Origin of the sequence: Streptomyces sp. YIM 98790, from assembly GCF_011421595.1 — a bacterium.
Lineage (GTDB): Bacteria > Actinomycetota > Actinomycetes > Streptomycetales > Streptomycetaceae > Streptomyces.
In genome coordinates this window covers 43277-66303 of record NZ_WTLH01000009.1, presented here as the reverse complement: position 1 = coordinate 66303, position 23027 = coordinate 43277, and the positions used below count along the sequence as shown (strand labels likewise).

Sequence of the window (23027 nt, the reverse complement as noted above, 5' to 3'; positions counted from 1 at the left end):
CCGGATCATGGCGGCGAGGATCAGCTATGCGGAGGTGGCGGCCGGCACCGAGCTGCCGGCCCGGAGCTTCCCGGTGACCAGGGAGACCCTGGTGCGGTACGCGGGTGCGTCCGGTGACTTCAATCCGATCCACTGGAACGAGAGGTTCGCCCGGGAGGTCGGGCTGCCGGACGTGATCGCGCACGGCATGTTCACCATGGCCGAGGCGGCCCGGGTGGTGACGGACTGGGCGGGGGACCCGGGGGCGCTGGTGGAGTACGGGGTGCGGTTCACCAAGCCGGTGGTGGTGCCGGACGACGGGACCGGTGCGGTGATCGAGGTGTCCGGCAAGGTGGCGGCCAGGCTGGACGACGAGGCGCGTACCGTCCGGGTGGATCTGACCGCGACCAGCGCGGGGCAGAAGGTGCTGGGCATGGCGCGTGCGGTGGTACGGCTGGCCTGAACGGGGCGGCCGGGCCGCCGCGGGGCCGGTTCCGGGAAGGGGGTGGGGCGGTTGCCGCCGACGCGTTCCCTTCCCGTGGCCGGCCCCGCCTCCGTTTGCCTGTTGACATAGGTAGTGATTGGTCAATAACTTATTGGGGTGTCCGAGATGAGCGTGCGACTGAGTGCCGAGGAGCGGCGGGAGAGCGTCGTCCGGGCCGCGATCGCCGAGTTCGCCCACGGCGGGTACGCGGGTACCTCCACGGGGGCGATCGCCCGGCGGGTCGGTGTCTCCCAGCCCTACCTGTTCCGCCTCTTCCCGGACAAGCGCGCCATCTTCCTGGCCGCGGCCCGGCGCTGCACCGAGCAGATCCGCCGCCGGTTCGCCGAGGCCGCCGAGGGTGTCCCGCCGGAGCGGGCCCACGAGGCCATGGGGGAGGCGTACAACGAGCTGATCTCCGACCGGGACCAGTTGCTGTTCCAGATGCAGATGTATGTGGCGGCGGCCGTGGCCGAGCGGGCCGGGGACGCCGACTTCGCCGCACAGCTCCGCTCCTTCTGGGAGGAGCTGTGGGACCTGGTGCATCTGCGCCAGGGGGCGGACCCGGTGCAGACCGCCGAGTTCATGGCCAAGGGGATGCTGATCAATGTCCTGCTGACCATGGGATTCCCGGCCGGTCACCGGGTCTGGGCGGGGCTCGGGGAGAAGGGGGTCTGCCCGCCCGGGCAGCCCTGCTGACGGCCTGCCCGCGACCGGCCCGCCGCGACCCGACCGCCGTCTCCCCGCCGCCCCCTGCCGGGCCGCTCGGGCCTGTTCCCGCCCTGCGAAGTTATTGATCAATCACTATCAATCACGGAAAACCGGAGTCCTCGATGACGACACCACCGACGGCCGCGCGGCCCAGCGTCGCGTGGACCTTGCTCCTCACCAGCACGGCCACCTTCATGGCCGCCCTGGACAATCTGGTGGTGACCACCGCGCTGCCGGTGATCCGCACCGATCTGGGCGGCAGCCTCACCGACCTGGAATGGATCGTGAACGGCTATGTCCTGCCGTTCGCCTGCCTGCTGCTGCTCGCCGCGGCGCTGGGCGACCGCTTCGGCCGCCGCCGGGTCTTCACCGGCGGTGTGGTGCTGTTCACCGCCGCCTCGGCCGCCGCCGCGCTCTCCGGGTCCACCGGCATGCTGATCGCCTCCCGCGCCGCCCAGGGCGCAGGCGCCGCCGTGCTGATGCCGCTCAGCCTGACGCTGATCTCCGCCTCCGTGCCGGCCGAACGCCGCGGCACCGCGTTCGGCATCTGGGGCGCGGTCAACGGTCTGGCCGTCGCGGGCGGGCCCCTGGTCGGCGGCACCATCACCGAGCACCTCTCCTGGCACTGGATCTTCTGGCTGAACGTGCCCATCGGGCTGGCCCTGCTGCCGCTGGTCCGGTCCCGGCTCACCGAGAGCCGCGGACCGAACAACCGGCTGGACATCATCGGCACGCTGCTGGTCAGCGCCGGCCTGTTCGGCATCGTGCTGTCCATCGTGCGCGGCCACGAGCACGGCTGGACCAACCCGGCGGTGCTGGCCGGCTTCACGGCGGGCGGCCTGCTGCTGGCGGCGTTCATCCGCTGGGAGCAGCGCAGCGCGGCACCCATGCTGCCGATGCGGTTCTTCCGGTCGCCGACCTTCACCGTGGTGAACTTCACCGGACTCGTCGCCTTCTTCGGCATCTTCGGCTCGATCTTCCTGCTGACGCAGTTCCTCCAGCTCATCCAGGGCTACAACCCGCAGCAGGCGGGGCTGCGGATGCTGCCGTGGACGGCGATGCCGATGCTGGTGGCGCCGCTTGCCGGGATGCTCACGGACCGGATCGGCGGCAAGTACCTCGTGATGGGCGGCATGGTCTTCCAGGCCGCCGGACTGGCCTGGTTCGCGGTGGTCAACGAACCGGCGGTGTCCTACGGGACCCAGGTGCCGGGGTTCGTGCTGTGCGGCATCGGCATGGGGATGTTCTTCGCCCCCACCGGCGCCATGGTGATGGGGTCGGTGCCGCAGGAGAAGGAGGGCATCGCCTCCGGGGTGAACAACGCCATGCGGGAGATCGGCGGTGCCCTGGGCGTGGCCGTTCTGGCGTCGGTCTTCTCGGCGCGGGGCGGCTACGGCAGCCCGCAGGAGTTCACCGACGGCATCGTGCCCGCGCTGTGGGTGGGCGTGATCGCCCTGCTGGTGGCCGCCATCGGCATGGGCGCGGTCCCGGGGCGGCGGCCCGGCCCGGCCGCGCCGGACGGGACGCCGCTGCCGCGCGAGCAGGCGCCGCTCCCGGGCGGCCCGGCGGACAGGAGCCCCGCCCCGGTCGCCTGAGCCGCGCGCCGGCTTTGCCGGTCCCGGCCTCCCGGCGGCCGGGACCGGACCCGCCAACGGTTCTTCCCGCCACCGGTGGCGGGCCGGGACCGCGGCACCCGCCGCTCCCGCGTTCGGCCACCGCCGGGGCGTGACCCGGGCGGGGAAGCGCTTAGCCTTGTTGGCTGTGCAGGAAGAACACGATGCCCCGCTGGCCCCGCTGACCACCTTCCGGCTCGGCGGCCCGGCCCGCCGGCTGCTCACCGCCACCACCGACGACGAGGTGATCCGGGCCGTCGCCGAGGCCGACGCGGCCGGCACGCCGCTGCTGCTCATCGGCGGCGGCTCCAACCTCGTCATCTCCGACGACGGCTTCGACGGCACCGTCCTGCGCATCGCCACCCGCGGGTTCCGCCTGGACGGCACCCGTCTGGAGCTGGCCGCCGGCGAGAACTGGTCCGCGGCCGTGGCCCGTACCACCGAGGCCGGCCTGGCCGGCATCGAGTGCCTGGCCGGCATCCCCGGCTCGGCCGGCGCCACCCCCATCCAGAACGTCGGCGCCTACGGCCAGGAGGTCTCCTCCGTCATCACCGAGGTGGTCGCCTGGGACCGGCTGCGCCGCGAGACCGTCACCCTGCCCGGCACCGAGTGCGGCTTCGCCTACCGCCACAGCCGGTTCAAGGCCGACCCGGATCGCCATGTGGTGCTGCGGGTCCGCATGGCCCTGGAGGACGCCCGCGGCCTGTCCGCGCCCGTCCGGTACGCCGAGACCGCGCGGGCCCTGGGCGTGGAGCCCGGCGGCCGGGTGCCGGTCGGCGACGCCCGGGAGACCGTGCTCAAGCTGCGCACCGGCAAGGGCATGGTGCTGGACCCGGAGGACCACGACACCTGGTCGGCCGGCTCCTTCTTCACCAACCCGGTCCTCGGCCCGGCCGAGTGGGCCGCCTTCCGGGAGCGGGCCGCGGCCCGGCTCGGCCCGGACACCGAGCCGCCGTCCTGGCCGGCCGGTGAGGGCCGCACCAAGACCTCCGCCGCCTGGCTGATCGAGCGCGCCGGCTTCCCCAAGGGCTACGGCGAGGGCCCGGCCCGCATCTCCACCAAGCACACCCTCGCCCTGACCAACCGCGGCACCGCCCGCACCGCCGACCTGCTGGCGCTGGCCCGCCAGGTGCGGGACGGGGTCCGCGCGGCCTTCGGCGTCACGCTGGTCAACGAGCCGGTGACGGTCGGGGTCGCCCTCTGAACGAGGTTTGGGCCGTCGGCGCCGTGTTACCCGGGGCCCGCGCCGCGGGCGCCCCGGCGGCCCGAGGGGGCCGCCCGCCCGTGTACGGCGCCGGAACGGAGGTGACGGGCGATGACCGCTCCCGTCAAGGACATGCTGGACACCTACCCCCTCGACCTCGGCCGCGTGGACCGGGAGGCGCTGGCCCGCTGCATCGCGGAATGCTTCGCCTGCTCCCAGGCGTGTACCGCCTGTGCCGACTCCTGCCTGTCGGAGCAGAACGTGGCCGAGCTGACCAAGTGCATCCGTACCAACCTGGACTGCGCGGACATCTGCGACACCACCGGCCGGGTGCTGTCCCGGCACACCGGCTACGACGCGAACATCTCCCGGGCACAGCTGGAGGCGTGCGCACAGGCCTGCGCGACCTGTGCGGACGAGTGCCGGATGCACGCCGACCAGCACGCCCACTGCCGGGTGTGCGCCCAGGCGTGCCGCCGCTGCGAGGAGGCCTGCCGCGAGCTTCTGGCCTCCCTCGGCTGAGCGACGCCGCCCGCCCGGAGCGGGTCACCGCCCGTGACGTGGATCAGTTCTCCAGCCATTCGGTGATGCCGAGCAGCAGTTTCTCCTTCACATCCGGCGGGGCGGTGCAGGCGCGCACCGACTGGGCCGCCAGCCGGGCCAGCTCCTGATCGGTGAACGCGTGGTGGCGGCGGGCGATCTCGTACTGCGCGGCCAGCCGGGAGCCGAACAGCAGCGGATCGTCCGCGCCCAGCGCGATCGGCACCCCCGCCTCGAACAGCCGCCGCAGCGGCACGTCCTGCAGCCGGTCGTACACCCCCAGCGCCACATTGGACGCCGGGCAGATCTCGCAGGTCACGCCCGCCTCCGCCAGCCGCCGCAGCAGCCGCGGGTCCTCGGCCGCGCGGACGCCGTGGCCGATCCGCCCGGCGCCCAGATCGTCCAGGCAGTCCCAGACGCTGGACGGCCCGGACAGCTCGCCGCCGTGCGGCGCCGCCAGCAGGCCGCCGTCCCGGGCGATCGCGAAGGCCCGGTCGAAGTCCCGGGCGAAGCCGCGCCGCTCGTCGTTGGACAGCCCGAAACCGACCACGCCGCGGCCGGCGTAGCGGACCGCCAGCCGGGCAAGGGTGCGGGCGTCCAGCGGATGCCGGGTGCGGTTGGCCGCGACCAGCACCCGGATTCCCAGGCCGGTGGCGCGCATCGCGTCGTCCACCGAGTCGAGGATGATCTCCAGCGCCGGGATCAGCCCGCCCAGCCGGGGCGCGTACGAGGTGGGGTCGACCTGGATCTCCAGCCAGCGGGAGCCGTCCCGCAGATCCTCCTCTGCGGCCTCCTGCACGAGCCGGTGGATGTCCTCGGGGCTGCGCAGGCAGGAGCGGGCGATGTCGTACAGCCGCTGGAAGCGGAACCAGCCGCGTTCGTCGGTGGCCCGCAGTCTGGGCGGGGTCCCGCTGCTCAGCGCCTCCGGAAGCCGCACCCCGTACTTGTCCGCCAGTTCCAGCAGGGTGCCGGTACGCATGGACCCGGTGAAGTGCAGATGCAGATGCGCCTTCGGCAGCAGCCGGACATCGCGTCCCGGCGCGCCGGATTCGGGGGAAACACTCGCCATTGCGGGATCTTGCCGCATCGGCCGGGCCGAGCGGTAGTCGGGAGGCCGGCGGCAGCGACCCGTCGAACGCGTGTGCCCTCGGCTGGGCCCGCCGGCCCGCCCCGCCCCGCCGGTCCGTCCCTCGGCCCGTTCTGCCGGCGGGCCGCTCGGCCGGACCCGTCGGCCGGCTCCTGCCGGCCGACGGATCGCCGCGTCCGGCAGATGCTCAGTCGCGGGCCTCGGCCAGCAGCTTCTGCATCCGGGAGACGCCCTCGGCCAGGTCCTGGTCGCTCAGCGCGTAGGAAAGCCGCAGATAGCCCGGGGTGCCGAAGGCCTCGCCCGGCACCACCGCCACCTCGGCCTCCTCCAGGATCAGCTCGGCAAGCGCCACGCCGGTCTGCGGCCGGCGCCCGCGGATCTCCTTGCCCAGCAGGCCCTTGACCGACGGGTAGGCGTAGAACGCGCCCTCCGGCTCCGGGCACTGCACGCCCTCGATCTCGTTCAGCATCCGCACGATGGTGCGGCGCCGCCGGTCGAAGGCGCCGCGCATCTCCTGCACCGCGGACAGGTCGCCGGAGACCGCGGCCAGCGCCGCCGCCTGCGACACGTTGCTGACATTGGAGGTGGCGTGCGACTGGAGGTTGGTGGCGGCCTTGACCACGTCCTGCGGGCCGATCACCCAGCCGACCCGCCAGCCGGTCATGGCGTAGGTCTTGGCCACGCCGTTGACCACCACGCAGCGGTCGCGCAGCTCGGGCACCACCACCGGCAGCGAGTGGAACGCGGCGTCGCCGTAGACCAGGTGCTCGTAGATCTCGTCGGTGAGCACCCACAGGCCGTGCTCGGCGGCCCAGCGGCCGACGGCCTCCACCTGCTCCCGGCCGTAGACCGCGCCGGTCGGGTTGGAGGGCGAGACGAACAGCAGCACCTTGGTGCGCTCGGTACGGGCCGCCTCCAGCTGCTCCACGGAGACCCGGTAGCCGGTGGTCTCGTCCGCGACCACCTCCACCGGTACGCCGCCGGCCAGCCGGATCGACTCCGGGTAGGTGGTCCAGTAGGGCGCCGGGACGATGACCTCGTCGCCCGGGTCGAGCAGCGCGGCGAACGCCTCGTAGATCGCCTGCTTGCCGCCGTTGGTGACCAGCACCTGGGACGCCTGCACCTGGTAGCCGGAGTCGCGCAGGGTCTTGGCGGCGATGGCCTCCTTCAGCTCGGGCAGGCCGCCGGCGGGGGTGTAGCGGTGGTACTTCGGGTTCCGGCAGGCCTCGACCGCCGCGTCGACGATGTAGCCGGGGGTCGGGAAGTCGGGCTCGCCGGCGCCGAAGCCGATCACCGGCCGCCCGGCCGCCTTGAGGGCCTTGGCCTTGGCGTCCACGGCGAGGGTGGCGGACTCGGAGATCGCGGCGATCCGCGCCGAGACCCGGCGGGGCTCCGGCGCGGTCTCTGACTGTGCGGGAGGAGTTGCGGCACTCATGACGGCATCGTCGCAGACGGGGCGCCCGACCCGCAGCGGGGTTGCCCGCCGTGCCGCAGTGCCGTTCCCCACGCCGTCCCCCCGGGCCGGCCGCGCGCGTCCCCGCGCCGCCGCCCGTTCCCGGGGGCCCGGGCCCGTCGCGCTCCGTTGCCGCCGGTTCCCGGCGGCCCCACCGTCCCCGCCACTTCCGCATCTGCCGTCACAGGGGCCCCGACCAGGCACCCAGCGGCGGGAAGGCCCGGATCGCCGCGATCCGCGGTGCATACCGTTCGACGCACGGCCGCAGAGCACGTACACTCGTCGTTCGTTGGTCGGCCGCGCCGTCGGTTACGGTAGGTCGAGCAGCGCACCAAGGGTCGTAGCTCAATTGGTAGAGCACTGGTCTCCAAAACCAGCGGTTGGGGGTTCAAGTCCCTCCGGCCCTGCTACGGAATGCAAAGCCGCCCGGCCGGGCCCGGGCGGCTACGACCATGACCGGGATCAGGTGAGGACGAGTGGCTGGGATCACGGACTCCGTCGAGGCACCGGAGCCCCGGGGGGAAGGCACCGGCCGCCGCGGACGGCGGGCCAAGCGGGGCCCGCTGGGCAAACTTGCTCTTTTCTACCGCCAGGTGGTTGCCGAGCTGCGCAAGGTGGTGTGGCCCACCCGCCATCAGCTCACCACCTACACCACCGCGGTGATCGTGTTCGTTCTCGTGATGATCGGCATCCTGACTGTGCTTGACTGGGGATTCGGCGAGGTCGTCGACTACGTCTTCGGCTGACGCCACCGGAGCGCGGCGCCCCTCGGCGCCGCCCGCTCCGGCACCTTCCCAACCACTGTGAAGCCAGGAAGAAGCAGCTAACGTGTCTGACGTGAACCCGAACGATGCCTCCGTCTCCCATGGGGGCGATGACACCGAGCGCGACATCGTCGAGGCAGCGGATCTCGTCGACTCCACCGAGGCTGCCGACACCGCCGACACCGCCGCCGCGGACACCGGCACCGACACCGGCACCGTGGTCGGCACCGCCGCCGGTGCCGATGCCGAGACGCCCGCCGCCGAGGCCCCCGCCGCCGAGCCGGAGCCGGAGCCGGTGGACCCGGTCGCGGCGTTGCGCGAGGAGCTGCGGCACCAGCCCGGCGAGTGGTACGTGGTGCACACCTACGCGGGATACGAGAACCGGGTGCGCACCAATCTGGAGCAGCGCGCGGTCTCGCTGAACGTCGAGGAGTACATCCACCAGATCGAGGTGCCGCAGGAAGAGGTCGTCCAGATCAAGAACGGCGACCGGCGCACCGTCAAGCAGAACCGCCTGCCCAGCTATGTGCTGGTGCGGATGGACATGAACGACGAGACCTGGGGCGTGGTCCGGCACACCCCCGGCGTCACCGGTTTCATCGGCAACGCCTACAACCCGACCCCGCTGACCCTGGACGAGGTCGTCAGCATGCTCGCCCCGGAGGTGGAGCGGAAGGCCGCCGCCGAGGCCGGCGAGGCCGCCGCCGCTCCGGGCCGCAAGGTCGAGGTGCAGGTGCTGGACTTCGAGGTGGGTGACTCCGTCACCGTCACCGACGGCCCCTTCGCCACCCTCCAGGCCACGATCAACGAGATCAACGCCGACGCCAAGAAGGTCAAGGGCCTGGTCGAGATCTTCGGCCGGGAGACCCCGGTCGAGCTGAGCTTCGACCAGATCCAGAAGAACTAGCCCGGAGGATCGGGCGGAGCACACCGCATCCGTCGGGCAGACAGCGCTGTTCGGGGCCGTGCCGTGCCGCCGCCGCTGGGCGGGGGCGGGGCACGGCCCGGATTTTGCCCCTCTCGCCGCACCCGTTAACGTGGTGCGGTATGGCTTCGTGCCGGTCCGGGTCCCAGCGGCCCCGGTCACGGCCGGGGCCTCGCGACATCACTGACCCGGAGAAGACGAATCATGCCTCCCAAGAAGAAGAAGGTCACGGGGCTGATCAAGCTCCAGATCCAGGCCGGCGCCGCCAACCCGGCCCCGCCGGTCGGCCCGGCCCTGGGCCAGCACGGCGTGAACATCATGGAGTTCTGCAAGGCCTACAACGCGGCCACCGAGTCGCAGCGCGGCTGGGTCATCCCCGTGGAGATCACGGTCTACGAGGACCGCTCCTTCACCTTCATCACCAAGACCCCGCCGGCCGCCAAGATGATCCTCAAGGCCGCGGGCCTGGACAAGGGCTCCGGCGAGCCCCACAAGACCAAGGTCGGCAAGCTCACCCGCGAGCAGGTCCGGGAGATCGCCACCACCAAGATGCCCGACCTGAACGCCAACGACCTGGACGCCGCGGAGAAGATCATCGCCGGCACCGCCCGGTCGATGGGCGTCACCGTCGAGGGCTGAGCCCGCACCCCCACCTGTGGGAGGGCCGAGCGCTGGCCCGCACCACGACTCCGACGACTTATTCCGTACAGCAACAGGAGCAGCAGTGAAGCGCAGCAAGGGGCACCGCAACGCCTCGGCGAAGGTCGACCGGACGCGTCTGTACGCGCCGCTGGAGGCCGTCCGGCTCGCCAAGGAGACGTCCCCCGTCAAGTTCGACGCGACCGTCGAGGTCGCCATGCGGCTGGGTGTGGACCCCCGCAAGGCGGACCAGATGGTGCGCGGCACCGTGAACCTTCCGCACGGCACCGGCAAGACCGCCCGGGTCCTGGTCTTCGCGACCGGTGACCGTGCCGAGGCCGCGCGTGCCGCGGGCGCCGACATCGTGGGCGCCGACGAACTGATCGAGGAGGTGGCCGGCGGCCGTCTGGACTTCGACTCGGTCGTCGCCACCCCGGACCTGATGGGCAAGGTCGGCCGGCTGGGCCGGGTGCTCGGCCCCCGCGGTCTGATGCCCAACCCCAAGACCGGCACCGTCACCATGGACGTGGCCAAGGCCGTCACCGAGATCAAGGGCGGCAAGATCGAGTTCCGGGTGGACAAGCACGCCAACCTCCACTTCATCATCGGCAAGACCTCCTTCGAGGAGGCCAGGCTGGTGGAGAACTACGCCGCCGCGCTGGAGGAGATCACCCGGCTCAAGCCGTCCGCGGCCAAGGGCCGCTACATCCGCAAGACCACCTTCTCCACCACCATGGGCCCGGGTGTGCCGGTCGACCCGAACCGCACCCGCAACCTGCTGGTGGAGGAGACCGCCGTCTGATTCCCGGCGTCGGCTGAAACTCCGTCAGAAGCGCCCGTTCCGCCCGTCCTTGGGCCGGAACGGGCGCTTCGGCGTCCCGGCGGGTGCGTTACGGTGGCAAAGGAAAGTTTCCGCACAGCCGTTCCACGTCTTTCCGGGGGGAAGCATGCGTACCCTGCGCACCACCGCGCGCGCCACCGCACTGAGCGCCGCCACCGCCGGTCTGCTGGTCGTCACCGCGGCCTGCAGCGGCTCGTCCGGGGAAGCGCCCAAGGCGCGCTCCGAGAAGGACTCCGCCCGTTCGCAGAGCGCCGCGGTGGAGGCGCTGCAGGCCACCGCCAGGAAGAGCCAGGAGGCCCGTTCCGCGGTCTTCGAGTCCGTCACCACCATGGACATCATGGGCATGGACGGGATGGAGACGTCGGTGGGCGGCACCATCGGCTGGCAGCCGCTCGCCATGGATGCCACCGCGGACATGAACGGCTACATCCAGGCGATGCTGGACCTGTTCGCCGAGCTCGCCGCCGAGGACCCGGAGGCGTCCGGGGAGCTGGACCGGCTCGCCGAGCTCGACGCCACCATGCGTGTCCGCCTGGTCGACAATGTGATGTACATGAGCAGCCCGCTGATGGAGGAAGGGCTGTCCGGCAAGTCCTGGATCAAGGTCGACCTGGAACAGGCGATCGCGGAGGAGGGCGAACCGCAGCTGGACCGGATGCTGGACCAGCTCAACAGCGCCTCGTACAGCCCGGCCGCCCAGGTGGGGCTGATGCTGGAGTCCCCTGACATCGAGTGGAAGGGCGAGGAGACCCTGGACGGGGCCACCGTCAACCGCTACGAGGGGACCCTCACCGCCGAGGACCTGATGGCCATGGACCCGTCCACGGAGTTCCTCTCCGAGGAGGAGCTGGAGCTGATGCGCTCGGAGCTGGCCGAGTCCGGGGACGAGGAGTACCAGCTGGCCATCTGGGTGGACGAGAACGACTACCCGGTGCGGATCGACATGACCATGGAGATGCCCGAGGGGTCGGTGGTGCAGTCCACCCGGTACAGCGACTACGGCGCCGCGCCGGCCGTGGAGCACCCCCCGGCCGGGGACGTGGTCGACGCCGCGGAGCTGGAGGAGGGCTTCGACCCCTTCGGCCTGGACGCTCTCGGGTCCGGCGCAGGCCCCCGCGCCTGAGCCGCCCGCCCGCACACCGCGCCCCGCGCAGCCTCGCCCTCCCCGTGCCCGCCGTCCGGCGGGCACGGGGAGGGCGATTTGCCTGGCGGGAGCGGCGTCGCCTACTCTTGCCGTGAAGCCAGAGACCGCTGGTTGCCGCCGGGCCGAACCCGGTGGCCGAAGGATCCGCGAACGCGGACAGCCCGCGCAGGTGACGAGGAAGACCACGCCGCTTCCGGCCGGGGCCCCGCCCCGGGAACCGGTTCGCGGATGTTGCGCCCCGTGCCCTGCGCCGGGGCTTTTTCTGCATCTCGCCTCCCCTTCCGAGCGGTCCGACATTCCCGGAAGGAGGGCAGAGGTTCATGGCAGCACCCGACAAGATCGCGGCCGTTGCGGAGATCAAGGAGAAGTTCGAGAACTCCACCGGCGCGGTCGTCACCGCCTACGTCGGTCTGAGCGTGGCGCAGATGAAGGATCTGCGCCGGGCCCTGGGCGAGAACGCCCAGTACCGTGTGGCGAAGAACACCCTGACGAAGATCGCGGCCAACGAGGCCGGGATCACCGAGCTGGATGCCTACTTCTCCGGCTCGACCGCGGTGGCGTTCGTCACCGGTGACCCGGTCGCCACGGCGAAGAGCCTTCGGGACTTCGCCAAGGACAACGACGCGCTGGTCATCAAGGGCGGCGTGCTCGACGGCAAGCCCCTGACCGCCGAGGACATCCAGAAGCTTGCGGACCTCGAGTCCCGCGAGGTGCTGCTCGCCAAGCTGGCCGGTGGCATGAAGGCGTCCATGGCCAAGGCCGCGGCGACCTTCCAGGCCCCGCTCTCGAAGTTCGTCCGCACCGCGGACGCGCTGCGCAGCAAGGTCGAGCAGGGCGGTGCCGGAGCCCCGGCGCCCGCCGACGCCGAGTGAGGCCGGCCACACCGGCTCCGCACCCGGCCTGGCGGGCCAGACCCGCCGCACTCACCATCCGGCAGACATTCCGGCACCAGCCGATCTAGTGGAAGGACCGCCATCATGGCGAAGCTCAGCCAGGACGAGCTGCTCGAGCAGTTCGAGACCATGACCCTGATCGAGCTCTCCGAGTTCGTGAAGAAGTTCGAGGAGAAGTTCGACGTCGAGGCCGCCGCCCCGGTCGCCGTGGCCGCCGCTGGGGGTGCCGCCGCCGGCGGTGCCGCCGAGGCCGCCGAGGAGAAGGACGAGTTCGACGTCGTCCTGACCGCCGCCGGCGACAAGAAGATCCAGGTCATCAAGGTCGTGCGCGAGCTGACCTCGCTGGGTCTGAAGGAGGCCAAGGAGCTGGTCGACGGCGCCCCCAAGGCGGTGCTGGAGAAGGCCAGCAAGGCCGACGCCGACAAGGCCAAGGAGTCCCTGGAGGGCGCCGGCGCCTCGGTCGAGCTCAAGTGACCTCGCTCGTCTGACACCGGACCGGTCCGCGTCCCGGGCGACGCGGATCAACCGGACCGCGCGAAGGGCGATCACCCGATGGGGTGGTCGCCCTTCGTCGTGCTGGACACGGGGTTGCCCTGTCGGCGGCGGCGGGTATGGTGATCTTCGGTTCCGCGTCGTCCCGGGGGTCCCGGGCTCCCCCCGGGGGCCCGCCGCCGCACGGTCCCCTTGACGAACCGCATCCGCCGCGCGATTCTCAGGACGCACTTCACGCGTACGGGCATGGCACGGCGGAGCGGGTCCCGCGATTCGGGTCGCATTCGATGCATGGATAGGTGCGGAAGCGGGAAGTGATGCGGCAGACGGTGTCGTCCGGCTACGAGGAAGCCGCGGCGCCGCGCTCCGGTTCACGAGGCGGCCGGAGCGGACGGCAGGCGGTATGCGCGTGTCTGCGCGCACTACAGTGGCCTGCCGGATCGAGGGACGGTGACGATCCCCGGATCCGGCAGTGGACATCAGTGGGTCTTGTGGCTACACTGTCCCTTTGCGCTGCCTAATAGCCGCCCCCTGCCCGTCACCAGGGGGACAGGTATGCGCGCAGAGAGTCCGAGCCCTCGGAAGGACCCCCTCTTGGCCGCCTCGCGCAACGCCTCGACTGCACAGACTCAGAACGGCAACGGCACAGCTCCGCCGCGTGTCTCGTTCGCGAAGATCAAGGAACCGCTGCAAGTTCCCGACCTCCTTGCGCTGCAAACCGAGAGTTTCGACTGGCTGCTCGGCAACGCGGCCTGGCAGAGCCGCGTCGAGGCCGCGCTGGAGCGTGGGCAGGATGTCCCCACCAAGTCCGGACTGGAGGAGATCTTCGAGGAGATCTCGCCGATCGAGGACTTCTCCGGGTCGATGTCGCTGACCTTCCGCGACCACCGCTTCGAGCCGCCGAAGAACTCCATGGACGAGTGCAAGGAGCGCGACTTCACCTACGCCGCTCCGCTCTTCGTCACCGCCGAGTTCACCAACAACGAAACCGGTGAGATCAAGTCCCAGACGGTCTTCATGGGCGACTTCCCGCTCATGACCACCAAGGGCACCTTCATCATCAACGGCACCGAGCGGGTGGTGGTCTCCCAGCTCGTCCGCTCGCCCGGCGTCTACTTCGACTCCAGCATCGACAAGACCACCGACAAGGACATCTTCACCGCCAAGATCATCCCCTCCCGGGGTGCCTGGCTGGAGATGGAGGTCGACAAGCGCGACATGGTCGGCGTGCGCGTGGACCGCAAGCGCAAGCAGTCGGTGACCGTGCTGCTCAAGGCGCTGGGCTGGACCTCCGAGCAGATCCTGGAGGAGTTCGGCGAGTACGAGTCCATGCGCGCCACCCTGGAGAAGGACCACACCCAGGGCCAGGACGACGCGCTGCTCGACATCTACCGCAAGCTGCGCCCCGGTGAGCCGCCGACCAAGGAGGCCGCCCAGGCGCTGCTGGAGAACCTCTACTTCAACCCCAAGCGCTACGACCTGGCCAAGGTCGGCCGCTACAAGATCAACAAGAAGCTGGGCGGCAACGAGCCGCTGGACGCCGGCGTCCTCACCATCGAGGACATCGTCAACACCATCAAGTACCTGGTGAAGCTGCACGCCGGGGAGACCGAGACGACCGCGCAGGGCGGCCAGACCATCGTGGTCGAGACGGACGACATCGACCACTTCGGCAACCGGCGGCTGCGCACCGTGGGCGAGCTCATCCAGAACCAGGTGCGCACCGGTCTGGCCCGTATGGAGCGGGTGGTCCGGGAGCGGATGACCACCCAGGACGTCGAGGCGATCACCCCGCAGACGCTGATCAACATCCGGCCGGTGGTGGCCTCCATCAAGGAGTTCTTCGGCACCAGCCAGCTGTCCCAGTTCATGGACCAGACCAACCCGCTCTCCGGGCTGACCCACAAGCGGCGGCTGTCCGCGCTGGGCCCGGGCGGTCTGAGCCGGGAGCGGGCCGGCCTGGAGGTCCGGGACGTGCACCCGTCGCACTACGGCCGGATGTGCCCGATCGAGACCCCGGAAGGCCCGAACATCGGTCTGATCGGCTCGCTGGCCGCCTTCGGCCGGGTGAACGCCTTCGGCTTCGTGGAGACCCCCTACCGCCGGGTGACGGGCGGTGTGGTCACCGACGAGGTCGACTACCTCACCGCGGACGAGGAGGACCGCTTCGTCATCGCCCAGGCCAACGCGCCCCTCACCGAGGAGATGACCTTCGCGGAGAACCGGGTGCTGGTCCGCCGCCGCGGCGGCGAGGTCGACTACGTCCCCGGCTCGGACGTGGACTACATGGACGTCTCGCCGCGCCAGATGGTGTCGGTGGCCTCGTCCATGATCCCGTTCCTGGAGCACGACGACGCCAACCGCGCGCTGATGGGCTCGAACATGATGCGGCAGGCGGTGCCGCTGATCCAGGCCGACTCCCCGTTCGTGGGCACCGGCATGGAGTACCGCGCCGCCACCGACGCCGGTGACGTCATCGTGGCCGAGCAGGACGGCGTGATCACCGAGGTCTCCGCCGACTACATCACCTGCCAGAACAACGACGGCACCCACGTCACCTACCGGCTGTCCAAGTTCCACCGCTCCAACCAGGGCACCTGCTACAACCAGAAGGTCCGGGTCTCCGAGGGCGACGAAGTGGTGGCCGGCCAGGTCATCGCCGACGGCCCGTCCACCCAGAAGGGCGAGCTGGCCCTGGGGAAGAACCTGCTGGTCGCCTTCATGTCCTGGGAGGGCTACAACTACGAGGACGCGATCATCCTCTCCCAGCGCCTGGTCCAGGACGACGTGCTGACCTCGATCCACATCGAGGAGCACGAGGTCGACGCCCGGGACACCAAGCTGGGCCCGGAGGAGATCACCCGCGACATCCCGAACGTCTCCGAGGAGGTCCTGGCGGACCTGGACGACCGGGGCATCGTGCGGATCGGCGCCGAGGTGGTGGCCGGCGACATCCTGGTCGGCAAGGTCACCCCCAAGGGCGAGACCGAGCTGACCCCGGAGGAGCGGCTGCTGCGCGCGATCTTCGGCGAGAAGGCCCGCGAGGTCCGTGACACCTCGCTGAAGGTCCCGCACGGCGAGTCCGGCACCGTCATCGGTGTGCGGATCTTCGACCGCGAGGAGGGCGACGAGCTGCCCCCGGGCGTCAACCAGCTGGTCCGGGTCTACGTGGCCAAGAAGCGCAAGATCACCGACGGTGACAAGCTGGCCGGCCGGCACGGCAACAAGGGTGTCATCTCCAAGATCCTCCCCGTCGAGGACATGCCGTTCCTGGAGGACGGCACCCCGGTCGACATCATCCTCAACCCGCTGGGCGTGCCCTCCCGGATGAACCCCGGCCAGGTGCTGGAGATCCACCTGGGCTGGCTCGCCTCCCAGGGCTGGGACGTCAGCGGGCTGGACGAGAACTGGGCCAGGCGCCTGGACGCGGCGGGTTACGGCAGCGTGCCGCAGCGCTCCAAGGTGGCCTCCCCGGTCTTCGACGGCGCCCGCGAGGAGGAGCTGTTCGGCCTCTTCCGGCACGCCAACCCCAACCGGGACGGCGACCGCATGGTGCAGCCCACCGGCAAGGCCAACCTGTTCGACGGCCGCTCCGGCGAGCCGTTCCCGGAGCCGGTCTCGGTCGGCTACATGTACATCCTCAAGCTGCACCACCTGGTGGACGACAAGCTGCACGCCCGCTCCACCGGCCCCTACTCCATGATCACCCAGCAGCCGCTGGGCGGCAAGGCCCAGTTCGGCGGCCAGCGCTTCGGTGAGATGGAGGTCTGGGCGCTGGAGGCCTACGGCGCGGCCTACGCCCTCCAGGAGCTGCTGACCATCAAGTCCGACGACGTCACCGGCCGGGTCAAGGTCTACGAGGCGATCGTCAAGGGCGAGAACATTCCGGAGCCCGGCATCCCGGAGTCCTTCAAGGTGCTCATCAAGGAAATGCAGTCGCTGTGCCTCAATGTCGAGGTGCTCTCCAGCGACGGCATGTCCATCGAGATGCGCGACACCGACGAGGACGTCTTCCGCGCCGCGGAAGAGCTCGGCATCGACCTGTCCCGGCGCGAGCCGAGCAGCGTCGAAGAGGTCTGACGGGCCGGGCCGGGCACCCCTTGCCACCGGGCGGGGAGTGCCCCGGCCCCACCCCGGACCCCGACAGACCAATTGATGACACGAGACCCTGAGAGGGATTGACGAGAGTGCTCGACGTCAACTTCTTCGACGAACTGCGGATCGGCCTGGCCACCGCCGACGACATCCGTCAGTGGTCGCACGGCGAGGTCAAGAAGCCGGAGACCATCAACTACCGCACCCTGAAGCCCGAGAAGGACGGACTCTTCTGCGAGAAGATCTTCGGCCCCACCCGGGACTGGGAGTGCTACTGCGGCAAGTACAAGCGCGTCCGCTTCAAGGGCATCATCTGTGAGCGCTGCGGCGTCGAGGTGACCCGCGCCAAGGTGCGCCGGGAGCGGATGGGCCACATCGAACTGGCCGCGCCCGTCACCCACATCTGGTACTTCAAGGGCGTTCCCTCGCGGCTGGGCTACCTGCTGGACCTGGCCCCGAAGGACCTGGAGAAGGTCATCTACTTCGCCGCGTACATGATCACGTACGTGGACGAGGAGCGGCGCACCCGTGACCTGCCCTCCCTGGAGGCACACGTCTCCGTGGAGCGGCAGCAGATCGAGCAGCGCCGGGACGCCGACCTGGAGGCCCGCGCCAAGAAGCTCGAATCCGACCTGGCCGAGCTGGAGGCCGAGGGCGCCAAGGCCGACGCCCGCCGCAAGGTGCGCGAGGGCGCCGAGCGGGAGATGAAGCAGCTCCGCGACCGCGCCCAGCGCGAGATCGACCGCCTGGACGAGGTCTGGAACCGCTTCAAGTCGCTCAAGGTCCAGGACCTGGAGGGCGACGAGCTGCTCTACCGCGAGCTGCGCGACCGCTTCGGCACCTACTTCGACGGCTCGATGGGCGCCGCCGCCCTGCAGAAGCGGCTGGAGACCTTCGACCTCGACGCCGAGGCCGAGAAGCTGCGCGAGATCATCCGGACCGGCAAGGGCCAGAAGAAGACCCGGGCGCTGAAGCGCCTCAAGGTCGTCTCGGCCTTCCTGCAGACCTCCAACAGCCCCAAGGGCATGGTGCTGGACTGCGTCCCGGTGATCCCGCCGGACCTGCGCCCGATGGTGCAGCTGGACGGCGGCCGGTTCGCCACCTCCGACCTGAACGACCTCTACCGCCGGGTGATCAACCGCAACAACCGGCTGAAGCGTCTGCTGGATCTCGGCGCGCCCGAGATCATCGTCAACAACGAGAAGCGGATGCTCCAGGAGGCCGTGGACGCCCTGTTCGACAACGGCCGGCGCGGCCGTCCGGTCACCGGGCCGGGCAACCGTCCGCTGAAGTCGCTGTCCGACATGCTCAAGGGCAAGCAGGGCCGGTTCCGCCAGAACCTGCTGGGCAAGCGCGTCGACTACTCCGGCCGGTCGGTCATCGTGGTCGGCCCGCAGCTCAAGCTGCACCAGTGCGGCCTGCCCAAGGCCATGGCGCTGGAGCTGTTCAAGCCGTTCGTGATGAAGCGGCTGGTGGATCTCAACCACGCGCAGAACATCAAGTCGGCCAAGCGCATGGTGGAGCGCCAGCGCACGGTCGTGTTCGACGTGCTGGAAGAGGTCATCGCCGAGCACCCGGTGCTGCTGAACCGGGCGCCCACCCTGCACCGGCTGGGCATCCAGGCCTTCGAGCCGCAGCTGGTGGAGGGCAAGGCGATCCAGATCCACCCGCTGGTCTGCACCGCCTTCAACGCCGACTTCGACGGCGACCAGATGGCCGTGCACCTGCCGCTGTCCGCGGAGGCGCAGGCCGAGGCCCGCATCCTGATGCTGTCCTCGAACAACATCCTCAAGCCGGCCGACGGCCGGCCGGTGACCATGCCCACCCAGGACATGATCATCGGTCTGTTCTTCCTCTCCTCCGGCCCCGAGGGCCGCGAGCTCAAGGGCGAGGGCCGGGTGTTCGCCTCCACCGCCGAGGCGCTGATGGCCTTCGACGCGGGCGAGCTGGCGATCCAGTCGCCGATCGAGATCCGCTTCCCGGTGGGCACCGTGCCGCCGCGCGGCTGGACCCCGCCGGAGAGCGCCGAGGGCGGACCCGAGGAGTGGCAGCCCGGGGACGGCTTCCGGCTCAAGACCACCCTGGGCCGGGCGCTGTTCAACGAACTGCTGCCCGACGACTTCCCGTACGTGAACTACGCGGTCGGGAAGAAGCAGATCTCGGAGATCGTCAACGAGCTCGCCGAGCGCTACCCGAAGATCGTGGTGGCCGCGGTGCTGGACAACCTCAAGGCGGCCGGTTACTACTGGTCGACCCGGTCCGGTGTGACCATCGCGGTCTCCGACATCGTGCTGCCCGCGCAGAAGCCGGAGATCCTGGCCCGCTACGAGGCCCAGGACGAGAAGGTGCAGAAGCAGTACGAGCGCGGCCTGATCACCAAGGACGAGCGCACCCAGGAGCTGATCGCGATCTGGACCAAGGCGTCCAACGAGGTCGCCGAGGCCATGCAGGCCAACTTCCCGAAGACCAACTCCATCTTCATGATGGTGGACTCCGGGGCCCGCGGAAACATGATGCAGATGCGGCAGATCGCCGGTATGCGCGGCCTGGTGTCCAACGCCAAGAACGAGACCATCCCGCGTCCGATCAAGGCGTCCTTCCGGGAGGGCCTGTCCGTGCTGGAGTACTTCATCTCCACGCACGGCGCCCGGAAGGGTCTGGCGGACACCGCCCTGCGGACCGCCGACTCCGGCTACCTCACCCGGCGTCTGGTGGACGTCTCGCAGGACGTCATCATCCGCGAGGAGGACTGCGGCACCGACCGCGGCCTGAAGCTGGCCATCGCCGAGCGCGGCGCGGACGGCGTGCTGCGCAAGGCGGAGAACGCCGAGTCCGCCGTGTACGCCCGCTGCCTGGCCGAGGACATCGTCCAGGACGGGAAGGTGCTGGCCACGGCCGGCGCCGACCTGGGCGACGTGATGATCGACGAGCTGGTCGCGCACGGGGTCGAGGTCGTCAAGGTCCGCTCGGTGCTCACCTGCGAGTCCGCGGTCGGCGCCTGCGCCATGTGCTACGGCCGTTCGCTGGCCACCGGCAAGCTGGTGGACATCGGTGAGGCGGTGGGCATCATCGCCGCCCAGTCCATCGGCGAGCCCGGCACCCAGCTCACCATGCGGACCTTCCACACCGGTGGTGTGGCCGGTGAGGACATCACCCAGGGTCTGCCGCGTGTGGTCGAGCTGTTCGAGGCCCGCCAGCCCAAGGGCGCGGCCCCGATCTCCGAGGCCACCGGCCGGGTGCGGATCGAGGAGACGGAGAAGACCAAGAAGATCGTCGTCACCCCCGACGACGGCTCGGACGAGGTCTCCTACAACGTCTCCAAGCGGGCCCGGCTGCTGGTCGAGGAGGGCGGCCACATCGAGGTCGGCCAGCCGCTCACCGTCGGCGCGGTCAACCCGCACGACGTGCTGCGCGTGCTGGGCCAGCGGGCCGTCCAGATCTACCTGGTCGGCGAGGTCCAGCGGGTCTACAACTCGCAGGGTGTGTCCATCCACGACAAGCACATCGAGATCATCGTCCGGCAGATGCTGCGCCGGGTGACGATCATCGAGTCCGGCGACGCCGAACTGCTGCCGGGCGAGCTGGTGGAGCGGTCGCGCTTCGAGTCGGAGAACCGCCGGGTGGTGGCCGAGGGCGGGCAGCCGGCCTCCGGCCGTCCGCAGCTCATGGGCATCACCAAGGCGTCGCTGGCCACCGAGTCGTGGCTGTCGGCGGCGTCCTTCCAGGAGACGACCCGGGTGCTGACCGACGCGGCGATCAACGCCAAGTCGGACTCCCTGATCGGCCTCAAGGAGAACGTGATCATCGGTAAGCTCATCCCGGCCGGTACGGGCCTGTCCCGGTACCGCAACATCCGGGTGGAGCCGACCGAGGAGGCCAAGGCCGCGATGTACTCGTCCGTCGGCTACGACGACATCGACTACTCGCCCTTCGGCCCGGGCTCCGGCCAGGCCGTCCCGCTGGACGACTACGACTACGGCCCCTACAGCCCGTGACCGCCATGACCGGCTGAGGCTGGATGCACCGGTGGCCCCGCGCATCGTGCGCGGGGCCACCGGCGTGTGGTCAGCTGCTCACCGGCCACCGGCCGCCGGGCAGTCTGCGGTGTCGCGGCTCCCGCCCGTTCTCCCGGGCAGGACCACCACGGCGCGCCCCGGTGCGGTGCGGCAGCCCCATGGGCCCTCACCGCAGTCCGGCCCGGGTGCTCCGGACGGACTGCCGGTGCGGCCGGTTCCGGTTCCGGAACCGGAGCGGCGGGGGAGACTACCGGGCGGCGATGAGATCGCCGGTGAGGGGGAGGCCGGGGTGGCCGGCGTTGCTCACCAGGGCGAGGCGCGGGCCGTCCGGGCCGGGGTGCCACTGGCCGCCGGTCAGGGGCAGGAGCGCGATGTTCGGGGCCGGCCCCCGGGACCAGTCGAGAGTGCCGGCGATGGTGTCCACGGGTGTTTCGCCGATGGCCTGTGCGACGGACGCGCGGTCCGTGGGATCGGCCGCGGTGGTCAGCGCGTGGTGGGCGGTCTCCAGCAGGGCGTGCGCCAGGCCCAGGGGCTGGAGCCAGGGGCTGCCGGTGGCCTGCCGGTAGGCGTCGGCGAGTTCCGCGCAGGTGGTGCCGTCCAGGCTGGAGCGGCAGGGGTGGTCGGGGCTCCAGTACACGAGTGTGGCCACGCGCGCGTCGGCGAGTTCGCCGTGCACCCCGGGAGCGGCGGTGCGGGTATGCGGGTAGGTCAGCCAGCGCGAGCAGGTGATCAGCCGGGGGCGGAGCCCCGCCTCGCGGGCCCGGCGGTGGAAGAGGGCCAGGTCGGTGGCGGTGGCGGCGCTGGTGATGATGCCGGCGCCGCTCTCGCGCATCCGGTCCACCTGCGCGCGGAAGTCCGCGGCCGGTTCCCGGTAGGCGCCGAGGTCGGCCAGGGTGTGCCCGTGCGCGGACGCCACGGGCGGGAAGCCGTACCGTTCGTGGCGCAGCAGGGTGCCCTGCAGATCGTCGTTCCACAGGCAGCCGATGGGGCCCCGGTGACCGGTCCGTTCCCACAGGCCGGCGAAGACGCGGGCGATGTCGTCCAGCCCCCAGGCGAAGTGGTACGTCCAGCGGAACCGGTGCCCGGGACCGGCGCCGCGCGCGTGAAGGTACGCCTGCCAGGGGAAGGTGGTCGAGACGCAGGGCACCCCCTCCTGCTCGCAGGCGTCGGTGACGGCCGGCAGCACGCGGGTCCCGGCCATGGCGAGCACGATGTGCGCGCCGTCCTGCCCGGCCAGTTCGCGGACCGCCTGCCGAGCTGCCCGCGAATCGGAGCGGGAGTCACGCACGGTGACGGTCACGGCGTGGCGGCGGCCCCCGCTGCGCACCTGCGGCAGCCGTGGGGCCAGTGTGCGGGCAACGTACAGCAGCGGTGCCCCGAGGGGCGCCAGCCGCCCGGTCAGCGGTGCCACCACCCCGATGCACAGAGAAGAAGACGACGACACAGAAGGCATATCAGACCACTTCGCTCGCCCTGCTCGGTTCCTGTCCTGTGGTGTTGCGCGGCCGGTGCCCGCCGGATCTGGGGAATCGGGCGGCGGGCGCCGGGCCCTTCCCCGTACCGCCGGGGTGCCGTGGACCCCTCAGTGGCCGGAGCGGTCCACGGTGACGCAGGTGGTGCGGGTGAGGATCGCCACGGTTTCGTTGCCGCAGTTGTTGCTGTGGCCGGAGGCGTTGCGGGCGAACAGGAGGTTGGACAGCAGACCGCCGACGGGGCCGGCGTGGTCGCCGCCGCCGTGGCCGGTGTCCTCGGTCACGCAGGTCAGCTCCTTCAGGAGTCCCAGCTTGCCCGTGCCGCAGAGATTGGCGTGGCCGGAGGAGTTCCTGCCGGAGAGGTTGGACAGCAGACCGCCCACCCCGGTGTCGCTGTCGCCGTCAAGGGCGGTCGCCGTGCCGGCGGGGAGTGCCAGCAGGATCGCCGCTGCCGAGGCCGCCACGGCCAGATGCCGTGCTCCGTACGTCATCGTTGGTTTCCTTCTCCTGGATCGGGTCTCGGCCGGGTCGCCGAGTTCACCAGGCGAAACGATGCTGCAAGCGATCGGTACGGGTGGTGGCCGGCTGATCACCTGTCCGGATGATCAGTGGGTACTCCGATGGGATGGCTGGGGGCGCGGGCCGCCGTGGGCTGTGGGCGCCGGCGCCGGTTGTCCA

At 70.9% G+C, this 23027-nt stretch carries 18 protein-coding genes and 1 tRNA gene; 15 read left to right on the top strand and 4 right to left on the bottom strand.

Annotated elements, in window-relative coordinates:
- The first annotated feature begins 7 nt into the window (after window positions 1-7).
- From GQS09_RS03385 to GQS09_RS03365, 5 genes are all read left to right on the top strand, one after another.
- The gene (locus GQS09_RS03385; protein WP_165984451.1) at window positions 8-442 is read left to right on the top strand and encodes a MaoC family dehydratase; all 435 of its coding nucleotides are present in this window, start codon (window positions 8-10) and stop codon (window positions 440-442) included.
- Window positions 443-589: 147 nt separating this feature from the next.
- Window positions 590-1159 (top strand): TetR/AcrR family transcriptional regulator, encoded by a 570-nt coding sequence (locus tag GQS09_RS03380; protein WP_165984450.1) that lies wholly within the window; start codon window positions 590-592, stop codon window positions 1157-1159.
- A 134-nt stretch (window positions 1160-1293) separates the two neighbouring features.
- Window positions 1294-2766 carry an MFS transporter gene (locus tag GQS09_RS03375; RefSeq protein ID WP_165984449.1) on the top strand — a complete coding sequence of 491 codons (1473 nt, stop codon included), beginning with the start codon at window positions 1294-1296 and terminating at the stop codon, window positions 2764-2766.
- Window positions 2767-2932: 166 nt separating this feature from the next.
- Window positions 2933-3988: a UDP-N-acetylmuramate dehydrogenase gene (locus GQS09_RS03370; protein WP_165984448.1), complete on the top strand. Its 1056-nt coding sequence runs from the start codon at window positions 2933-2935 to the stop codon at window positions 3986-3988.
- A 111-nt stretch (window positions 3989-4099) separates the two neighbouring features.
- The gene (locus GQS09_RS03365) at window positions 4100-4510 is read left to right on the top strand and encodes a four-helix bundle copper-binding protein (RefSeq protein ID WP_165984447.1); all 411 of its coding nucleotides are present in this window, start codon (window positions 4100-4102) and stop codon (window positions 4508-4510) included.
- A gap of 43 nt (window positions 4511-4553) precedes the next feature.
- Here GQS09_RS03365 and GQS09_RS03360 read toward each other — a convergent pair whose 3' ends face one another.
- Entirely contained in the window at window positions 4554-5597 is a 1044-nt protein-coding gene (locus GQS09_RS03360) for an adenosine deaminase (protein WP_165984446.1), read from the bottom strand.
- A 205-nt stretch (window positions 5598-5802) separates the two neighbouring features.
- Window positions 5803-7050, bottom strand: coding sequence for a pyridoxal phosphate-dependent aminotransferase (locus GQS09_RS03355; RefSeq protein WP_165984445.1), 1248 nt, complete (start codon window positions 7048-7050; stop codon window positions 5803-5805).
- A gap of 352 nt (window positions 7051-7402) precedes the next feature.
- Here GQS09_RS03355 and GQS09_RS03350 point away from each other — a divergent pair.
- The 10 genes from GQS09_RS03350 (at window position 7403) to GQS09_RS03305 (ending at window position 20856) form a co-directional block, all read left to right on the top strand.
- Window positions 7403-7475: transfer RNA gene (locus GQS09_RS03350), tRNA-Trp, on the top strand.
- A gap of 78 nt (window positions 7476-7553) precedes the next feature.
- Window positions 7554-7814, top strand: a complete 261-nt coding sequence (secE, locus tag GQS09_RS03345; RefSeq protein ID WP_313895965.1) for a preprotein translocase subunit SecE — start codon at window positions 7554-7556, stop codon at window positions 7812-7814.
- Window positions 7815-7896: 82 nt separating this feature from the next.
- Complete coding sequence (nusG, locus tag GQS09_RS03340; protein WP_165984443.1) at window positions 7897-8739, top strand: transcription termination/antitermination protein NusG; 843 nt, start codon at window positions 7897-7899, stop codon at window positions 8737-8739.
- Window positions 8740-8961: 222 nt separating this feature from the next.
- Entirely contained in the window at window positions 8962-9396 is a 435-nt protein-coding gene (gene rplK / locus GQS09_RS03335; protein WP_165984442.1) for a 50S ribosomal protein L11, read from the top strand.
- An 85-nt stretch (window positions 9397-9481) separates the two neighbouring features.
- Complete coding sequence (rplA, locus tag GQS09_RS03330; RefSeq protein ID WP_165984441.1) at window positions 9482-10198, top strand: 50S ribosomal protein L1; 717 nt, start codon at window positions 9482-9484, stop codon at window positions 10196-10198.
- Window positions 10199-10343: 145 nt separating this feature from the next.
- A complete protein-coding gene (locus GQS09_RS03325) occupies window positions 10344-11360 on the top strand; it encodes a hypothetical protein (protein WP_165984440.1) in 1017 nt (338 codons plus the stop codon).
- A gap of 341 nt (window positions 11361-11701) precedes the next feature.
- Window positions 11702-12253 (top strand): 50S ribosomal protein L10, encoded by a 552-nt coding sequence (gene rplJ / locus GQS09_RS03320; RefSeq protein ID WP_165984439.1) that lies wholly within the window; start codon window positions 11702-11704, stop codon window positions 12251-12253.
- A 105-nt stretch (window positions 12254-12358) separates the two neighbouring features.
- On the top strand, window positions 12359-12748 hold the full coding sequence (rplL, locus tag GQS09_RS03315) for a 50S ribosomal protein L7/L12 (RefSeq protein WP_165984438.1): 390 nt from the start codon (window positions 12359-12361) through the stop codon (window positions 12746-12748).
- A gap of 612 nt (window positions 12749-13360) precedes the next feature.
- Window positions 13361-16846, top strand: coding sequence for a DNA-directed RNA polymerase subunit beta (gene rpoB / locus GQS09_RS03310; protein WP_165984437.1), 3486 nt, complete (start codon window positions 13361-13363; stop codon window positions 16844-16846).
- 107 nt (window positions 16847-16953) lie between these two features.
- Window positions 16954-20856 (top strand): DNA-directed RNA polymerase subunit beta', encoded by a 3903-nt coding sequence (locus GQS09_RS03305; RefSeq protein WP_165984436.1) that lies wholly within the window; start codon window positions 16954-16956, stop codon window positions 20854-20856.
- Between the two features lie 268 nt (window positions 20857-21124).
- Here the strand turns inward: GQS09_RS03305 and GQS09_RS03300 are convergent, their stop codons facing one another.
- Window positions 21125-22330: an ABC transporter substrate-binding protein gene (locus tag GQS09_RS03300; RefSeq protein ID WP_165984435.1), complete on the bottom strand. Its 1206-nt coding sequence runs from the start codon at window positions 22328-22330 to the stop codon at window positions 21125-21127.
- 129 nt (window positions 22331-22459) lie between these two features.
- Entirely contained in the window at window positions 22460-22840 is a 381-nt protein-coding gene (locus tag GQS09_RS03295; protein ID WP_165984434.1) for a hypothetical protein, read from the bottom strand.
- Window positions 22841-23027 lie beyond the last annotated feature (187 nt).